The sequence below is a fragment of the Streptomyces sp. NPDC006385 genome (genome assembly GCF_040612485.1).
In the GTDB taxonomy this organism is placed as follows: Bacteria; Actinomycetota; Actinomycetes; order Streptomycetales; family Streptomycetaceae; genus Streptomyces.
Genome location: NZ_JBEXQG010000023.1, coordinates 1 through 16,404, shown reverse-complemented (window position 1 = coordinate 16,404; position 16,404 = coordinate 1). Strand labels below are relative to the sequence as shown.

The following is a 16,404-nucleotide window of genomic DNA, read 5'->3' as shown; positions in this document are numbered from 1 at the left end:
AGAAGAACTGTGGGGTTGTATTGCGTCTGTATTACGCAGAGTTACAGCCGGGAAAGGAGTTCGGGATCCCCTTCCGCTTTTCGTGTAGGGGGCACGAAAGAGGAATTGCGGATTACGGCACTCAGCGCCCCACGGGGCTTCGGCGCTCGCCCGGATCCCCGTCGCGCCCGGCCCGGGCGCCGCCCCGTCCGACGGTCTCCTCCCGTCATCATGCCCCGACGTTGTGCCGCCCCGGCGCTCGGGTCCAACGCCGGGGAGCGGCAGGGCGTTGGTCCTGGGGAGATGTCGTCAGGGTGTCGGCGTCAGTTCGCCGCGCGGATGCGCTCCTCGTCGCTCGGGTTCACGTCGCGCAGCATGCAGGTCAGCCGGGCGCTGCACACCCGCCGGCCCTGGTCGTCGCTGATGACGATCTCGTACGTCGCCGTGGAGCGCCCCCGGTGCAGGGGCGTGGCCACGCCGGTGACGAGGCCGGAGCGGGCGCCGCGGTGGTGGGTGCAGTTGAGGTCCACGCCGACCGCGATCTTGGAGCTGCCGGCGTGCAGCATGGACCCCACCGACCCGAGCGTCTCGGCGAGCACCGCGGACGCGCCGCCGTGCAGCAGCCCGTACGGCTGGGTGTTCCCCTCCACCGGCATGGTCCCGACGACCCGCTCGGCGGACGCCTCCACGATCTGGACGCCCATGCGGGTGCCGAGGTGCCCGGCGGAGAACAGGGCCGGCAGGTCGACGCCGAGCGCGGCGTACTCGTCGATGACCTCTTGCGGGAACTTCACGTGCTGCTGCTCGCCCATGGGGCCCGGCTCCGTTCGTCGTGATCAGTCGGGGACGCCATCGGTGGTGACGTCGGCTGAGCAAACGCTCAGTCGGCCGCCGATTGTTCCAGACGGATGACGACGGACTTGCTGGCCGGGGTGTTGCTGGTGTCCGCGGTGGCGTCCAGCGGCACGAGGACGTTGGTCTCCGGGTAGTAGGCGGCCGCGCAGCCCCGGGCGGTCGGGTAGAGCACCACCCGGAACCCGGGCGCCCGCCGCTCGATGCCGTCCTTCCACTCGCCGACCAGGTCCACGTAGGAGCCGTCGGCGATGTTCAGCCGCTGTGCGTCCTCGGGGTTGACCATGACCACGCGGCGGCCGTTCGTGATGCCCCGGTAACGGTCGTCCAGGCCGTAGATCGTGGTGTTGTACTGGTCGTGCGACCGCAGCGTCTGCAACAGCAGCCGTCCCTCCGGCAGCTTCGGGTACTCGACCGGAGCCGCCGTGAAGTTGGCCTTGCCCGTGGCCGTCGGGAAGCGGCGCTCGTCGCGCGGGGCGTGCGGGAGCGTGAAGCCACCCGGGCGGGCCACGCGCGCGTTGAAGTCCTCGAAGCCGGGGATCACGCGCGCGATACGGTCCCGGATCGTCGCGTAGTCCTTCTCGAACTCCTCCCAGGGCGTGCGGCTGCCCTCGCCCAGGACGCGGCGTGCCAGACGGCAGACGATGGCCGGCTCCGACAGCAGGTGCGGGCTCGCGGGCTCCAGGCGGCCCCGGGAGGCGTGCACCATGCCCATGGAGTCCTCGACGGTCACGAACTGCTCGCCGCTGCCCTGGAGATCGCGCTCGGTGCGGCCCAGCGTCGGCAGGATCAGCGCGCGGGCGCCCGTGACGGCATGGCTGCGGTTGAGCTTCGTCGACACGTGCACGGTGAGCCGCGCGCGCCGCATGGCCGCCTCGGTGACGTCCGTGTCCGGAGTCGCCGCCACGAAGTTGCCGCCCATCGCGAAGAACACCTTCGCCTCGCCGTCGCGCAGCGCGCGGATGGCCCGTACGACGTCGTATCCGTGCTCGCGCGGCGGGGCGAACCCGAACTCCTTCTCCAAGGCGTCCAGGAAGGCCGGGGCGGGCCGCTCGAAGATGCCCATCGTGCGGTCGCCCTGCACGTTCGAGTGGCCGCGCACCGGGCACACGCCCGCGCCCGGGCGGCCGATGTCGCCGCGCAGCAGCAGGAAGTTGACGACCTCGCGGATGGTCGGCACGGAGTGCTTGTGCTGGGTGAGGCCCATCGCCCAGCACACGATGGTGCGCCGCGAGGCGAGAATCATGGCCATGGCCTTCTCGATGTCCGCGCGCGTGAGACCGGTCGCGGTCAGCGTCTCGTCCCAGTCGGCGGCCCGGGCGGTCGCGGCGAACTCCTCGTAGCCGTGGGTGTGTTCGCGGACGAACTCCTCGTCGACGGCGCCCTCCGTCTCGAGGATCAGCTTGTTGAGGAGGCGGAAGAGGGCCTGGTCGCCGCCGATGCGGATCTGCAGGAACAGGTCGGTGAGCGCGGAGCCGGTGGTGAGGCCCTTCGGGGTCTGCGGGTTCTTGAACCGCTCCATGCCCGCCTCGGGCAGCGGGTTGACGGTGATGATCTTCGCCCCGCCCGCCTTGGCCTTCTCCAGGGCGGAGAGCATGCGCGGATGGTTCGTCCCCGGGTTCTGCCCGGCGACGATGATCAGGTCCGCCTTGTAGAGGTCCTCCAGCAGGACGCTGCCCTTGCCGATGCCGATGGTCTCGGACAGGGCCGACCCGGACGACTCGTGGCACATGTTCGAGCAGTCCGGCAGGTTGTTGGTGCCCAGCTCGCGCGCGAGGAGCTGGTAGAGGAACGCGGCCTCGTTGCTGGTGCGGCCCGAGGTGTAGAAGACGGCCTCGTCGGGGGAGCCGAGGGCGGTGATCTCCCCGGCGACGATGTCGAAGGCGCGCTCCCAGGTCACGGGCTCGTAGTGCGTGCCGCCTTCCGGCAGATACATGGGGTGGGTGAGCCGCCCCTGCTGCCCCAGCCAGTAACCGCTCCTGGTGGCGAGATCGGCGACGGAGTGCGCGGCGAAGAACTCCGGGGTGACCCGGCGCAGGGTCGCCTCCTCGGCCACCGCCTTCGCGCCGTTCTCACAGAACTCCGCCTTGTGCCGGTGCTCCGGCTCCGGCCAGGCGCAGCCGGGGCAGTCGAAGCCGTCCTTCTGATTGACCCGCAGCAGCGTCAGCGCGGTGCGCTTCACCCCCATCTGCTGATGCGCCATCCGCAGGGAGTGCCCGATGGCCGGCAACCCCGCGGCCGCGTGCTTCGGCTCGGCGACCTGCGGCGCGTCCTGAACCGGATCACCCTTGGGCGGTTTGCTGGCCATCGCGCACTCCCCTTCGTGTACACGTGTGAGGTACGTCTCCGATCCTCGCACGTGGGACGGACAACGAGGCGGGCGGGCCGGGGGGCGGCCGCGGGGAGGCCGGGGGGCGGGGCCGGGGAGGGCACGCGGGAGGGGGAAGAGGGAGCGCGGGGAGAGAGGGCCGGCGGAGAGCATGCCGGGGGAGCGGACCTGGGCGGCACGCACGGAATCCTGCCGCTCGGACGGTGTGCACCCGCGGGCGGCGAACACACCGCCGCCCTGCGACGCTCGCCCGCCCCACTCCTCTTGCTGAGCCCCGCCCGGGTTTGCTGAGCCCCGCCCGGTCTCACCGGCCGTGACCCCGAGGGGGACCGGCTGTCAGTGGGGCGTGGCAGGATCGGGGGCGTGGCAGAGACAGCATCGAAGCAGACCGATACCAGCCCCGGCGGCAGCCGGCCCCGCCTGATGCTCATGGACGGGCATTCGCTGGCCTACCGTGCGTTCTTCGCGCTGCCCGCGGAGAACTTCACGACCGCGACGGGCCAGCCGACGAACGCGATCTACGGCTTCGCGTCGATGCTGGCCAACACATTGCGTGACGAGGCGCCCACACACTTCGCCGTGGCCTTCGACGTGTCCCGCAAGACCTGGCGCTCCGCGGAGTTCACGGAGTACAAGGCGAACCGCTCCAAGACCCCGGACGAGTTCAAGGGCCAGGTCGAGCTGATCGGCGAGCTGCTCGACGCGATGAACGCGCAGCGTTTCGCGGTCGACGGCTTCGAGGCGGACGACGTCATCGCCACGCTCGCCACCCAGGCCGAGGCCGACGGCTTCGAGGTGCTGATCGTCACCGGCGACCGGGACTCCTTCCAGCTGGTCAGCGAGCACACGACGGTCCTGTATCCGACGAAGGGCGTCTCCGAGCTGACCCGGTTCACCCCGGAGAAGGTCTTCGAGAAGTACGGGTTGACGCCCGCCCAGTACGCCGACTTCGCGGCCCTGCGCGGCGACCCGTCCGACAATCTGCCGGGCATCCCGGGCGTCGGCGAGAAGACGGCCGCGAAGTGGATCAACCAGTTCGGGTCGTTCGCACAGCTCGTCGAGCGCGTGGAAGAGGTCAAGGGCAAGGCCGGGCAGAACCTCCGCGACCACCTGGAGTCGGTCAAGCTCAACCGCCGGCTGACCGAGCTGGAGCGGGGCGTCGAGCTGCCCAGGACCGTCGCCGACCTCGCGCGCGTGCCGTACGACCGCAAGGCCGTCGCGATGATCCTGGACACCCTGGAGATCCGTAACCCCTCCCTGCGCGAGCGGCTTTTCGGCGTCGACCCCGGAGCCGAGGAGGCCGAGACCACCCCGATCTCGACCGACGGCGTGGAGCTGGACGGCTCGGTGCTCGGCACGGGCGAGCTGGCCCCCTGGCTGGCGGAGCACGGTGGCGAGACCCTCGGCGTGGCCACCGTCGACGCCTGGGCGCTGGGCGCCGGCTCGGTCGCCGAGGTCGCGCTCGCCGCGGCCGACGGCGCGGCCGGCTGGTTCGACCCGTCGCAGCTCGACGAGGCCGACGAGAAGGCGTTCGCGGCCTGGTTGGCCGACGCCGACAAGCCGAAGGTCTTCCACAACGCCAAGGGCGCGATGCGGGTCTTCGCCGAGCACGGCTGGAGCATCGAGGGCGTGCGCATGGACACCGCGCTCGCCGCCTACCTGGTCAAGCCGGGCCGCCGCTCCTTCGACCTAGACGCGCTGTCCCTGGAGTACCTCCACCGAGAGCTGGCCCCGGCCGCCGCGGCCGACGGCCAGCTGGCCTTCGGCACGGACGAGGGTGCCGAGGCCGAGGCGCTGATGATCCAGGCCCGTGCGGTCCTCGACCTGGGGGAGGCCTTCGAGAGCCGCCTTCAGGAGGTCGGCGCCGCGGACCTCCTCCGTGACATGGAGCTGCCGACCTCCGCCCTGCTGGCCCGCATGGAGCGGCACGGCATCGCGGCCGACCGGACCCACCTGGAGGACATGGAGCAGATGTTCGCGGGCGCCGTGCAGCAGGCCGTGAAGGAGGCGCACGCGGCGGCCGGGCACGAGTTCAACCTGGGCTCGCCCAAGCAGCTCCAGGAGATCCTCTTCGGCGAACTTGCCCTGCCGAAGACGAAGAAGACGAAGACGGGTTACACGACAGACGCCGACGCCCTGGAATGGCTCGCCACCCAGACCGACAACGAACTGCCGGTCATCATGCTCCGCCACCGCGAGCAGGCGAAGCTGCGCGTCACCGTCGAGGGCCTGATCAAGACCATCGCGGCGGACGGCCGTATCCACACGACGTTCAACCAGACGGTCGCGGCGACCGGCCGCCTCTCCTCGACCGACCCGAACCTCCAGAACATCCCCGTCCGCACGGACGAGGGCAGGGCGATCCGCCGGGGCTTCGTGGTCGGTGAGGGCTTCGAGTCCCTGATGACGGCGGACTACAGCCAGATCGAGCTGCGCGTCATGGCCCACCTGTCCGAGGACGAGGGCCTGATCGAGGCGTTCACCTCGGGCGAGGACCTGCACACCACGGCCGCCTCCCAGGTGTTCGCCGTGGAGCCCGCCGCGGTGGACGCGGAGATGCGCCGCAAGATCAAGGCGATGTCGTACGGCCTCGCCTACGGCCTGTCGGCGTTCGGCCTCTCCCAGCAGCTGAACATCGACGCGGGTGAGGCCGGCGCCCTGAGGGACGCCTACTTCGAGCGCTTCGGCGGGGTCCGTGACTATCTGCGTCGCGCGGTCGACGAGGCAAGGGCGACGGGCTACACGGCGACCCTCTTCGGCCGCCGCCGCTACCTCCCCGACCTCAACAGCGACAACCGCCAGCGCCGCGAGGCGGCCGAGCGTATGGCTCTCAACGCCCCCATCCAGGGCACGGCGGCGGACATCGTCAAGATCGCCATGCTCAAGGTGGACAAGGCCCTGCGCGAGGCGAACCTCACCTCCCGCATGCTCCTGCAGGTCCACGACGAAATCGTCCTGGAGATCGCCCCCGGGGAGCGTGAGGCGGTGGAGGAACTGGTCCGCCGCGAGATGTCCGACGCGGTCGACCTCAAGGTCCCCCTGGGCGTCTCGGTGGGCGCGGGCCCCGACTGGGAGTCCGCGGCGCACTGACCTCCGGCGGCAGAGCCACCTCTCGACGCCGGGCCAGGTCGCCGACCGGCCCGGCATCCCATCACACCTCGGAGTCCCCGCACTGCAACGCCCCCAAGGGGGCGCGGGGAACTGCGCGCCCAGCGCCCACAACCCGCACCCCGCAAAACCACCGCGACCCGGCACCCCCCCACGACCCCGGCCCCACCCCCGGAGGGCCCCGTCACTCGCGTGGCCCCCGCAAAGACGCCCCCACCCCCCGCCGCCCGTAAGGATGCGGGCATGGGTATACGCACGCTCCACCGCCGGACGGCCCCGGCACCGGCGAACGTGAACACCGAAGGCGTCCCCTCCACAGCGCGGCCCTCGGCCCCACCCTTCGCCACCGGCGCAAGCACCGCCCGCATCCCCGCCGATCTGATGAGCACCCTGCGGCGCACGGCGACCACCCTGCGCCGCCGCCTCGGGAACCGGACCCAGGGGTGGGCAGAGCTCACCCGCGGCTATCTGGCCCTCGCCCGCACCCTGCTCCCACGGTCCCGCCCGGTCCGTACGGTCACCGTGTTCGTCGCGACCGCCAATCCCGTCAGCGAGCCGCCGGACGGCTCGGCTCCCTACCGGCCTCACCAGTACCCGCACTGCCAGGGCCCCGGACCGGACGCCACACCCTGACCCCCACGGCGTACAGCAGCAGCCCCAGGGCGAGCCCGGAGCCCGCCCCGAAGCACAGCGACGGGATCAGCTCCCAGTACTTCGCGGTCGACCCCCAGTAGTCCCACCAGCGCGTCGCCCGCTGCACCGCCGCCACCACGGCGAGCCCGCCGATCACCGCACCGGCCCACCAGCGGTCCCGTGCCGAAAGGACCGGAACCCCGACCGGTGCGATGGCGGGCGTCCGCCGCAGCGCCACGACCACGAACGCCACGATGACGGCCGCGGCGACCGCCGAACCGCCGTACTGCAGGTACCAGTACAGCGGCGACCCCGCGATCTCCTCGCCCAGGACGGGGAACAGCCGCATCCCCCAGCGGTCGAGATGCGTGAACGCGTCCCACACGACATGCGTCAGCGCGCCGAGCACGGCGGAGACGTACCACCGCGCCACGAGCGACGGCCGGACACGCGCGCGTGGCGTTCCGCAGCGCGACAGCGTGGCCACCCGCGCCTGTCGCCGCACCGGCAGCAGCGCCACCAAGGGTTCGCGCACCAGGAGCCACAGGCCGACCAACGCCCAGGCGACCAGTACGTCGACGGTGAACACGCCCGCGAACGAGTGCGTGACATCACCGAACTCCATCGCCCCGGGCAGGACACTCGCCACGTAATAGGTCATGTCGGGAGCAAAGGAGCCCGCCACCAGCATGGCCGGTACGAGCGTGCCCCGGCCGGTTCCGTCGGTGCGTACGGCGGGCAGTACGGCCGCCGCGTGGCTCAGCGTGAACGGCAACGGGGCTCCTCGCGTGCGATGTTGCCGGGGCGGGTCGGCCCCGGATGTCGGCGCAGCCAGTATGCGGGACGTCCGGCTGATGATCCGCGTGTGCCCAATCGGTAAAAATCGGGCACCAACGGGTGCCTCGGCAAAGGAAGTTGTCGTAGGGTCGCCTGGGTCACCGTGCCGGGACGCGCGGTCGAACACGTGAGCACGCATGAAAACGCGCCGCGAGGGCAACTGTCGCGGCGAGCCGATCGTCACAACAGGCGCGGGCGCCACACGGCGGGCCCGACAGACAGAGACGGGCGCTCGGGCGTCCACGGGAGGGGTTCACTCTATGGCGGCGCAATTCGGCAGGCTGCGCAAAGGGGCGGTGAACACCACGGTGGCCGCGGTCGTGGTCGCGGCACTGGCCGCCTCCCAGGCTCCGGGAGTGACGACCGACGACGCCGGCAGAAGGATCTCCACCGGGACCCAGCCCGCACCGGACGCGGCCGCCGAGGACAGCGCGACCGGCAACTCGCCGTACTACACGGACCTGCCGCCGCTCAACAGCCCCAACCCCTCGCCCTCGGCCGGCACTCCCGTCGACCCGGGCGCCACCGAGGCGGGCATCCCCGCGACCGTCCTCGACGCCTACAAGAAGGCCGCGACCGCGCTCCGGGCGGCCAAGCCCGGCTGCAACCTGGAATGGCAGCTCCTCGCCGCCATCGGCAAGGTCGAGTCCGGCCAGGCCCGCGGCGGCCGCGTCAACGCCGACGGCACCACCATCTCCCCGATCCTCGGCCCGCAGCTCAACGGCAACGGCTTCGCGAACATCAGCGACACCGACGACGGCGCCTACGACGGGGACAGCAGGTACGACCGTGCCGTCGGTCCCATGCAGTTCATCCCGTCCACCTGGGCGTGGGCCGGCCGCGACGGCAACGGCGACGGCGAGAAGAACCCCAACAACATCTACGACGCCGCGCTCGCCGCCGGCCACTACCTGTGCCGGTTCGGCTGGGACCTGTCCACCCAGGGCGACCTCGACCGGGCGATCCTCAGCTACAACAACTCGCGGGACTACCTCAACCTCGTCCTGACGTGGCTGGAGTACTACCGCAAGGGCACCCACGAGATCCCCGACGGCACGGGCACCCTGCCCTCCGACCGCAGCGACGACACGGCCGGCGCGAACCCGACGCCGACGACGCCCACCAGGCCCACCGAACCGACCAGGCCCGACAAGCCGTCGACACCGTCGACGCCGAGCAGCCCCAACCCCGGCGACAACGGCGGCGGTTCCTCCAACCCCGGCCCGAAGCCGCCGCCGACGACCCCGCCGGACACCACGCCTCCCACCCCCACCGACACGGTGGACCACCTGGAGGACACGGGCACCGCGAAGCTCACCGCCATGGCGGGCGACACCTTCGCGGAGAAGATCGGCATCCGCGCCGAGACCGAGGCCGGAAAGGGCGTCGCCAAGGTCCGGGTCCGCTTCACGATCGCCGGCGCCACCGACGCCGCCTTCAGCACCGGCGAGAGGTACGCCACCGCCCTCACCGACAGTGCGGGCGAGGCCGTGGCACCGGCACTCGAGGCGGGCGAGGACACGGGCGAGTTCACGGTACGGGCCACCGTCGTCGGACGTGCGATCGCCGGCCTCGACTACCGGGCCACGGTCACCGAGCGCGCCGCCGACACCCTGACCCGCACCAGCGAGACCGCGCTGACCTGCATCCCGGGCGGCGAGTTCGCCGACCAGGTCGAGGTGAAGGCGACGTACAAGGGCGCCGTCGCGGACAAGGTCGCGGCCACCGCCACGCTCATCAAGTCCGCCGACGACCCGACCGAGAACGACAAGGGCCCCTACTTCAAGGACGCCGACGGCAAGACCGTACGCACCCTCACCGGCCTCACCACGGACGACAAGGGCCTGCTCAAGCTGCCGAAGCTGTACGCCGACGACACCACCGGCACGTTCCTGCTCCGCATCACCACCGCGGGCGGCGCGACGCTGACCGTCGAGCTGAAGGTGGCGGCCGCCGAGACCTCGCCCACCCCGACCCCGTCGGATTCGGCGTCCGGATCGACGTCGGCATCGCCGAGCCCGTCCACGTAGACACGCGCGGTCCGACGAGGGGCGCCTTCCGCCACGGCGGGCAAGGCGCCCCTCCTCTGTCTGTGCGACTGTCCGTGCAACGTGTTCTCATCTCACGCCCCCGTTGCTACGGTGCCGACCTGACGACGTATCAGATGAGGTAGCTCCGGGACTCCGGGAGGCCGTATGCGCGCCCTGATCGCCGCCGCGACCGGTCTCGCCGCCGCGCTCGCCCTGGTCCTCGTACTCACCGCCGTCGGCACGCCGGCGGGCGAGACCTCCCCGAAGCCGCTGCTGACGACGGTGCCCGCACACCCGTAACCGTCCCGTCCGGGAGGGAGGCCGAGATGCGCCGCAAGGCCAGTCTGATCCTGCTCGCCCTCGCCGTGTTCTGCGCGGCCCTGTCCCCGCTGCTGCGCTGGTACGCCTTCCCGCGCCTGGCCAAGATCCCGGCCCACCAGTACCAGGAGATGGTCCTGGAGGCGAAGGACGCGACCCTCCTCGACTACGGCACGATGAAGGCCCGCAAGGTCTCCAAGGTCACCATCGTGCAGACGCTGAAGGGCGACGTCGAAGCCTCGGAACGGATCGAGAGGTCGGCGGGGAAGGACGTGGTGGTCTGGGACGGCCTGTCGTACGTCGTCGGGCCCGACGGCAAGATGGTCTCCAAGATCCCCGAGCGCTACATCTTCGACGCCCACACCCAGGAACCCGTCCACGCCACCGGCGAGATGGTCGACGGCGACCCCGTCAGGCGCGAGGGCATCGAGTTCAAGTGGCCCTTCCTGACGGAGAAACGGGACTACGAGTACTTCGACGCCCAGACCCGCACCAGCGCCCCCATCCACTACAAGGGCACCCAGGACTTCCGCGGCGTCGAGGTCCACTACTTCGAGCAGACCATCCCGTGGACCAAGGTGAGGTTCCCCAAGACGATGCCGGTCGAGGGCATCACACCGGAGTCGGTGGCCGAGACCGGCACGACCCGCTGGTACACCACCGTCCGCAAGTTCTGGGTCGAGCCCCTCACCGGCGCGCCCGTCTACGGCGAGGAGATCCACAAGGAGGAACTGCGCGGCGGCACCCTGCTGGGCGACCGCGACAAGGTGACGGCGTTCGCGGGCCACGTGAAGATGCGCGAGGACTACATCGACCACACGGTGGCCCTCGTCAAGTCCAACCGCACGCTGGTCCTGCTCATGACGTCGTATCTGCCGTGGGGCCTGGTGACCCTCGGGGTGCTGCTCCTGACGCTGTCCCTCTACCTGGAGGCACGCGGCCGCCGCCCCGGCGACCCGGACCCCGCCCGGCACACCGAACCCGAACCGGTCACCGCCTGAGCCGGGCGTTGGTGTGCCGGGTCGGCTCGGCGGTCGCGGGATCCTCGGGCCACGGATGCTTGGGATAACGACCGCGCAGCTCCGCCCGTACGCCCTTGTACCCGTCCCTCCAGAAGGAGGCGAGGTCGGCGGTGACGGCGGCGGGGCGCCCGGCGGGGGAGAGCAGATGGACCAGGAGCGGCACACCGGCGACGGCGGGCGACTCGTGCAGCCCGAACATCTCCTGCAACTTCACGGCGAGCACCGGCTGTTCGGGGTCGCTGTAGTCGATGCGGATCCTGGACCCACTCGGTACGGCGATCCGCTCCGGGGCGAGCTCGTCGAGCCGTCCGGCCTCCCCGGAGGCCCACGGCAGCAGCCGGGCCAGCGCCTGCCCGGCATCGATCCGCCCGAGGTCGGCCCGCCGCCGGGCCCGGCCCAGCTCGGGCTCCAGCCACTCGTCCACGCGCGCGTGGAGAGCGTCGTCGCAGACGTCGGGCCAGGGCGCACCGAGACGCAGACGCAGGAAGGCGAGCCGCTGCCGCAGCAGGCGGGCGTCCGGGGACCAGCGCAACAGACCGAGCCCCTCCTGCCGCAGCCCTTCGAGCAGCGCGTTCCGTACGAGGACGGCGTCGGCGTCCGGCAACGGCCGCGCCGCGAGCTCGATCGCCCCCAGCCGTTCCACATGCCGTGCGACCACGTCCCCGTCGGCCCAGTGGACCTCCTGGCTCTCGGAGTACAGCGACGGTGCGGCGGACAGGGCCAGCTCCTCGTCCACCACGGCGGCGAGCTGCACGCGCGCGTGCCCCTTGCCGACGGGCCGATCCGCGACGGCGACGGCGATCCAGGGGGCACCGCGCAGGGCGGAACCGTCGGGGAGCTCGGCGCGCGTGCCGGACGCCATGAGGTAGGAGCCGCCGTCAGCCTTGGCGACCCGCTCGGGGAAGGCGAGGGCGGCGACGAGCCCGACGAGCCGGTGCTCCCCGGCGTCCGCGGCGGGAGAGGGCGGGGCGGGCGCCTCGCCGAACTCCCTGGCCATGGCCCGCAACCGCCGCACCTCCGCACGCCACCGCGCCGCGTAGGCGTCACCCCCGCTCCGGGCCGCGCGCAACGCGCCGCCGAGATCGTCCCCGTACTGCCGCGGTGCCTCCTCACTGAGGAGCGCCACGACCTCCGCGACCGTGTCGGAGGCACCCGCGTCCAGCAGCGCCCGCCCCAACCGGGGATGCAACCCCAGCCGGGCCAGTCGCGCACCCCGCTGCGTGGCCCTGCCGCCGGAGTCCACCGCGCCCACTCCCGCCAGAGCGGCCCGCGCCGCCGCCATCGCCCCGGCCGGCGGCGGATCCAGCAACGCCAGCCCGGTGGCCTCCGGATCCCCCCAACAGGCCGTCTGCAACGCGAACGCCGTCAGGTCGGCCACCTTGATCTCCGGCGCCGGGAAACGCGGCAGACGCGCGTCCTCCGCCTCCGCCCAACACCGGTACACCGCACCCGGCGCCTCCCTTCCGGCCCGTCCCGCCCGCTGCCGTCCGGCCGCCTGCGAGGCCCGCACCGTCGTCAGCGCGCTCAGCCCGCGCGCGTGGTCCACGCGAGGCTCCCGCGCCAGCCCCGAGTCGACGACGACCCGCACCCCGGGCACCGTCAGGGACGACTCCGCCACGGAGGTCGCCAGCACCACCCGGCGCCGCTCCCCGCCCGCCAGTACCGCGTCCTGCACGGTGGCCGGCGCCCGCCCGTGCACCTGGAGCACCTCGACGTCACCGAGGTCGCCCAGTTGCCCGGCCACCCGCGCGATCTCGCCCACGCCGGGCAGGAAACACAGCACGTCCCCGGCCCGCTCGGCCAGCGCCCGCCGTACCACCGACGCCACGTGCGTCAGCAGAGCGGGATCCACACGCATGCCGTGCGGCGGCCGTACCGGACGGACCGGCGGCGCCCACACCACCTCCACCGGGTGCGCGGCCCCCTCCGCCGCGACCACCGGCGCATCGCCCAGCAGCCGCGCCCACCCCTGCGCGTCCGTCGTCGCCGACGCCGCCACCAGCCGCAGCTCCGGCCGCAGCGTCTGACGTACGTCCCACAGGAACGCCGCCACCGTGTCCGCGTCCAGATGCCGCTCGTGGCACTCGTCGAGCACCACCACGTCCACGCCCGTCAGCTCCTGATCGCGCTGCAACCGCTGGAGCAGCACACCGGTCGTGACGACCTCCACGCGCGCGTGGCGCCCGACGACCCGCTCCCCGCGCACGGTGTACCCGACGCTCTCGCCGACCTTCTCGCCCAGCAGCCACGCCATCCGCCGCGCCGCGGCCCGGGCCGCGATCCGCCGCGGCTCGGCGACGACGACCCTGCGCTCGGGAGCGTCCCCGAGCAGCCCGGCCAGCGCCAGAGGCACCAGCGTCGTCTTGCCGGTGCCGGGCGGCGCCACGAGCACGGCGGTGCCGTGGCCGGCCAGGGCGTCGCTCAGACCGGGCAGGGCGGCGCGTACGGGCAGCGCGTCCAGGGCGTCGTAACGGATCACGCTCTCAGTCTCGTACGCACACGAAGATCGCCGTCCCCGGGATCAGGTTCCCGCGCAACGGCGACCAGCCGCCCCACTCCGAGCTGTTCCAGGCCGGCCACTCCGGCTCCACCAGGTCCACCAGCCGGAAGCCCGCCGCCACGACGTCGCGGACGCGGTCGCCGAGCGTGCGGTGGTGCTCGACGTAGACCGCGCGGCCCACCCCGTTCTCGATGTACTGCTCGACGTACGGCGTGCGGTCGAAGTACGAGGCCGAGACGGACAGGCCCTCCGGGCCGGGCTCGTCCGGGAACGCCCAGCGGATCGGATGGGTCACCGAGAAGACGAAACGGCCCCCGGGGCGCAGCACCCGCCGCACCTCGCGCAGCACCAGCACCGGATCGGCGACGAACGGCAGCGCCCCGTACGCCGAGCACGCCAGGTCGAAGGAGGCGTCGGCGAAGGGCAGGGCGCCCGCGTCGGCGCAGACGAGCGGGAACGTGCCGCCGATGCGCAGGGCGTGCTGGAGCTGGCGGTGGGAGATGTCCAGGGCGACCGGGCGGGCCCCCTGCGCGGCCAGCCAGCGCGAGCACTGGGCCGCGCCGGCGCCGATCTCCAGGACGTCCTTGCCCTTGAGGTCCTCCGGCGGGCCGAGCAGCTCGGCCTCGACCTCGTCCAGGCCCTCGGGGCCCCACACGAAACGGTCGTCGCCGAGGAACGTGCCGTGCTCGACCTGGTACTCGTCCGCGTTGCGGTCCCACCAGCCCCGGTTCGCCCGGGAGCTCTCCGCGACACCGGCGCCGCGCCGGGTGGCCTCGGGTTCGGACGCTTCGGGCTCTTGGATGATCGGCTCCCTCGTCGTAATCTTCCGTCCAGCCTGTTCCGGTGGTGCCACGAAAGAGGCACCGTGGGCCTCTGTATGGCCTCGGGAGACAGGACTTGTGCCGGTTATGCGGCGATCCGCCCCGCGTGGGCGGCTTCGCGCATTGACCCTGTCCGGCTGCCCCCGTATGCTACAAGTTGCGCTGCGGGCCTGCGCACCTCAGACGTAGCAGGCTGCGCTCGCATCTGTTGTATGTCCCCTCGGTTGTCGAGGCGCCACCACTGGCTTTGTGTGGCGCTTCCTTGGCTGTCCGGCTTCTGCAGAGCGAAACGGGCTCCCGGCGTAAAGCAGTACCTACGACTTCAATGTCCGTACCGGAGCCCTTTCCCACATGACGAGCAGCACCGAGACCACCGCCACCACCCCGCAGGTAGCGGTCAACGACATCGGTAACGAGGAAGCCTTCCTCGCCGCGATCGACGAGACGATCAAGTACTTCAACGACGGCGACATCGTCGACGGCGTCATCGTGAAGGTCGACCGGGACGAGGTCCTGCTCGACATCGGTTACAAGACCGAAGGCGTTATCCCGAGCCGCGAGCTCTCGATCAAGCACGACGTCGACCCGAACGAGGTCGTCGCCGTCGGTGACGAGATCGAAGCCCTTGTTCTCCAGAAGGAGGACAAGGAAGGCCGCCTGATCCTCTCGAAGAAGCGCGCCCAGTACGAGCGTGCCTGGGGCACCATCGAGAAGATCAAGGAAGAGGACGGGATCGTCACCGGTACCGTCATCGAGGTCGTCAAGGGTGGTCTCATCCTCGACATCGGCCTCCGTGGCTTCCTTCCGGCCTCCCTTGTCGAGATGCGCCGTGTCCGCGACCTCCAGCCCTACGTGGGCAAGGAGCTCGAGGCGAAGATCATCGAGCTGGACAAGAACCGCAACAACGTGGTCCTGTCCCGCCGTGCCTGGCTGGAGCAGACCCAGTCCGAGGTCCGCCAGACGTTCCTCACGACCCTCCAGAAGGGTCAGGTCCGCTCCGGTGTGGTCTCCTCGATCGTCAACTTCGGTGCCTTCGTGGACCTGGGTGGCGTCGACGGTCTGGTCCACGTCTCCGAGCTGTCCTGGAAGCACATCGACCACCCGTCCGAGGTCGTCGAGGTCGGTCAGGAAGTCACCGTCGAGGTCCTCGACGTCGACATGGACCGCGAGCGTGTCTCCCTGTCGCTGAAGGCGACCCAGGAAGACCCGTGGCAGCAGTTCGCCCGGACCCACCAGATCGGTCAGGTCGTCCCGGGCAAGGTCACCAAGCTGGTTCCGTTCGGTGCGTTCGTCCGCGTGGACGAGGGCATCGAGGGTCTGGTGCACATCTCCGAGCTGGCCGAGCGCCACGTGGAGATCCCGGAGCAGGTCGTCCAGGTCAACGACGAGATCTTCGTCAAGGTCATCGACATCGACCTCGAGCGTCGTCGCATCAGCCTCTCGCTGAAGCAGGCCAACGAGTCCTTCGGTTCGGACCCGGCCTCGGTCGAGTTCGACCCGACGCTGTACGGCATGGCCGCGTCGTACGACGACCAGGGCAACTACATCTACCCCGAGGGCTTCGACCCCGAGACCAACGACTGGCTCGAGGGGTACGAGAAGCAGCGCGAGGAGTGGGAGCGCCAGTACGCCGAGGCGCAGACCCGCTTCGAGCAGCACCAGCAGCAGGTCATCAAGTCCCGCGAGGCCGACGCCGCTGCCGCGGCGGAGGGCGGCGAGGCTGCGGCTCCGGCCGCGTCCGGTGGCGGTTCGTACTCCTCCGAGGGCCCGGACAACTCCGGCGCGCTGGCCTCGGACGAGGCGCTTGCCGCGCTCCGCGAGAAGCTGGCCGGCGGCCAGAGCTGATCGCTGCCGCTGAGGCTTAGCCGTTGACTGAAGGGCCGCCCCCCGTCCGGGGGGGGCCGAGAGCGGTGGCCGGGAATACATTCGTGCGGATCGGTAGAGGACACGTATTAAAAAACTTAACATGGACAGA

Annotated in this window: 11 protein-coding genes; 6 read left to right on the top strand and 5 right to left on the bottom strand. The window is 71.4% G+C overall.

The annotated features are described in order from the left end of the window. Positions 1-302: 302 nt before the first annotated feature. Together ABZ078_RS19540 and ABZ078_RS19535 are read right to left on the bottom strand one after the other, a co-directional pair. Positions 303-791, bottom strand: a complete 489-nt coding sequence (locus ABZ078_RS19540) for a hotdog fold thioesterase (protein ID WP_356576850.1) — start codon at positions 789-791, stop codon at positions 303-305. Between the two features lie 68 nt (positions 792-859). Then, the gene (locus ABZ078_RS19535; protein ID WP_356576848.1) at positions 860-3,139 is read right to left on the bottom strand and encodes an FdhF/YdeP family oxidoreductase; all 2,280 of its coding nucleotides are present in this window, start codon (positions 3,137-3,139) and stop codon (positions 860-862) included. 384 nt (positions 3,140-3,523) lie between these two features. On the opposite strand from ABZ078_RS19535, the gene polA reads away from it, so the two are divergent. Beyond that, positions 3,524-6,250, top strand: coding sequence for a DNA polymerase I (gene polA, locus ABZ078_RS19530; RefSeq protein WP_356576847.1), 2,727 nt, complete (start codon positions 3,524-3,526; stop codon positions 6,248-6,250). Between the two features lie 261 nt (positions 6,251-6,511). Then, positions 6,512-6,901, top strand: a complete 390-nt coding sequence (locus ABZ078_RS19525) for a hypothetical protein (RefSeq protein ID WP_356576846.1) — start codon at positions 6,512-6,514, stop codon at positions 6,899-6,901. On the opposite strand, the gene ABZ078_RS19520 is transcribed toward ABZ078_RS19525, so the two are convergent. Continuing rightward, on the bottom strand, positions 6,816-7,676 hold the full coding sequence (locus ABZ078_RS19520) for a DUF4184 family protein (protein WP_356576844.1): 861 nt from the start codon (positions 7,674-7,676) through the stop codon (positions 6,816-6,818). The genes ABZ078_RS19525 and ABZ078_RS19520 overlap by 86 nt on opposite strands. Positions 7,677-7,998: 322 nt before the next feature. Here ABZ078_RS19520 and ABZ078_RS19515 point away from each other — a divergent pair, with 322 nt between their 5' ends. The 3 genes from ABZ078_RS19515 (at position 7,999) to ABZ078_RS19505 (ending at position 11,087) form a co-directional block, all read left to right on the top strand. Then, positions 7,999-9,768, top strand: a complete 1,770-nt coding sequence (locus tag ABZ078_RS19515) for a lytic transglycosylase domain-containing protein (protein ID WP_356576842.1) — start codon at positions 7,999-8,001, stop codon at positions 9,766-9,768. Positions 9,769-9,933: 165 nt separating this feature from the next. Further along, positions 9,934-10,068: an SPW_0924 family protein gene (locus ABZ078_RS19510; protein ID WP_356576841.1), complete on the top strand. Its 135-nt coding sequence runs from the start codon at positions 9,934-9,936 to the stop codon at positions 10,066-10,068. Positions 10,069-10,094: 26 nt separating this feature from the next. Beyond that, complete coding sequence (locus ABZ078_RS19505; protein WP_356576839.1) at positions 10,095-11,087, top strand: DUF3068 domain-containing protein; 993 nt, start codon at positions 10,095-10,097, stop codon at positions 11,085-11,087. On the opposite strand, the gene hrpB is transcribed toward ABZ078_RS19505, so the two are convergent. Next, positions 11,077-13,587: an ATP-dependent helicase HrpB gene (gene hrpB, locus ABZ078_RS19500; RefSeq protein ID WP_356576837.1), complete on the bottom strand. Its 2,511-nt coding sequence runs from the start codon at positions 13,585-13,587 to the stop codon at positions 11,077-11,079. The two genes, ABZ078_RS19505 and hrpB, sit on opposite strands and share 11 nt — an antisense overlap. Positions 13,588-13,591: 4 nt before the next feature. After that, a complete protein-coding gene (locus ABZ078_RS19495) occupies positions 13,592-14,431 on the bottom strand; it encodes a class I SAM-dependent methyltransferase (protein WP_356576997.1) in 840 nt (279 codons plus the stop codon). 349 nt (positions 14,432-14,780) lie between these two features. On the opposite strand from ABZ078_RS19495, the gene rpsA reads away from it, so the two are divergent. After that, positions 14,781-16,274 (top strand): 30S ribosomal protein S1, encoded by a 1,494-nt coding sequence (rpsA, locus tag ABZ078_RS19490; protein WP_356576835.1) that lies wholly within the window; start codon positions 14,781-14,783, stop codon positions 16,272-16,274. The last annotated feature ends 130 nt before the right edge of the window (positions 16,275-16,404 follow it).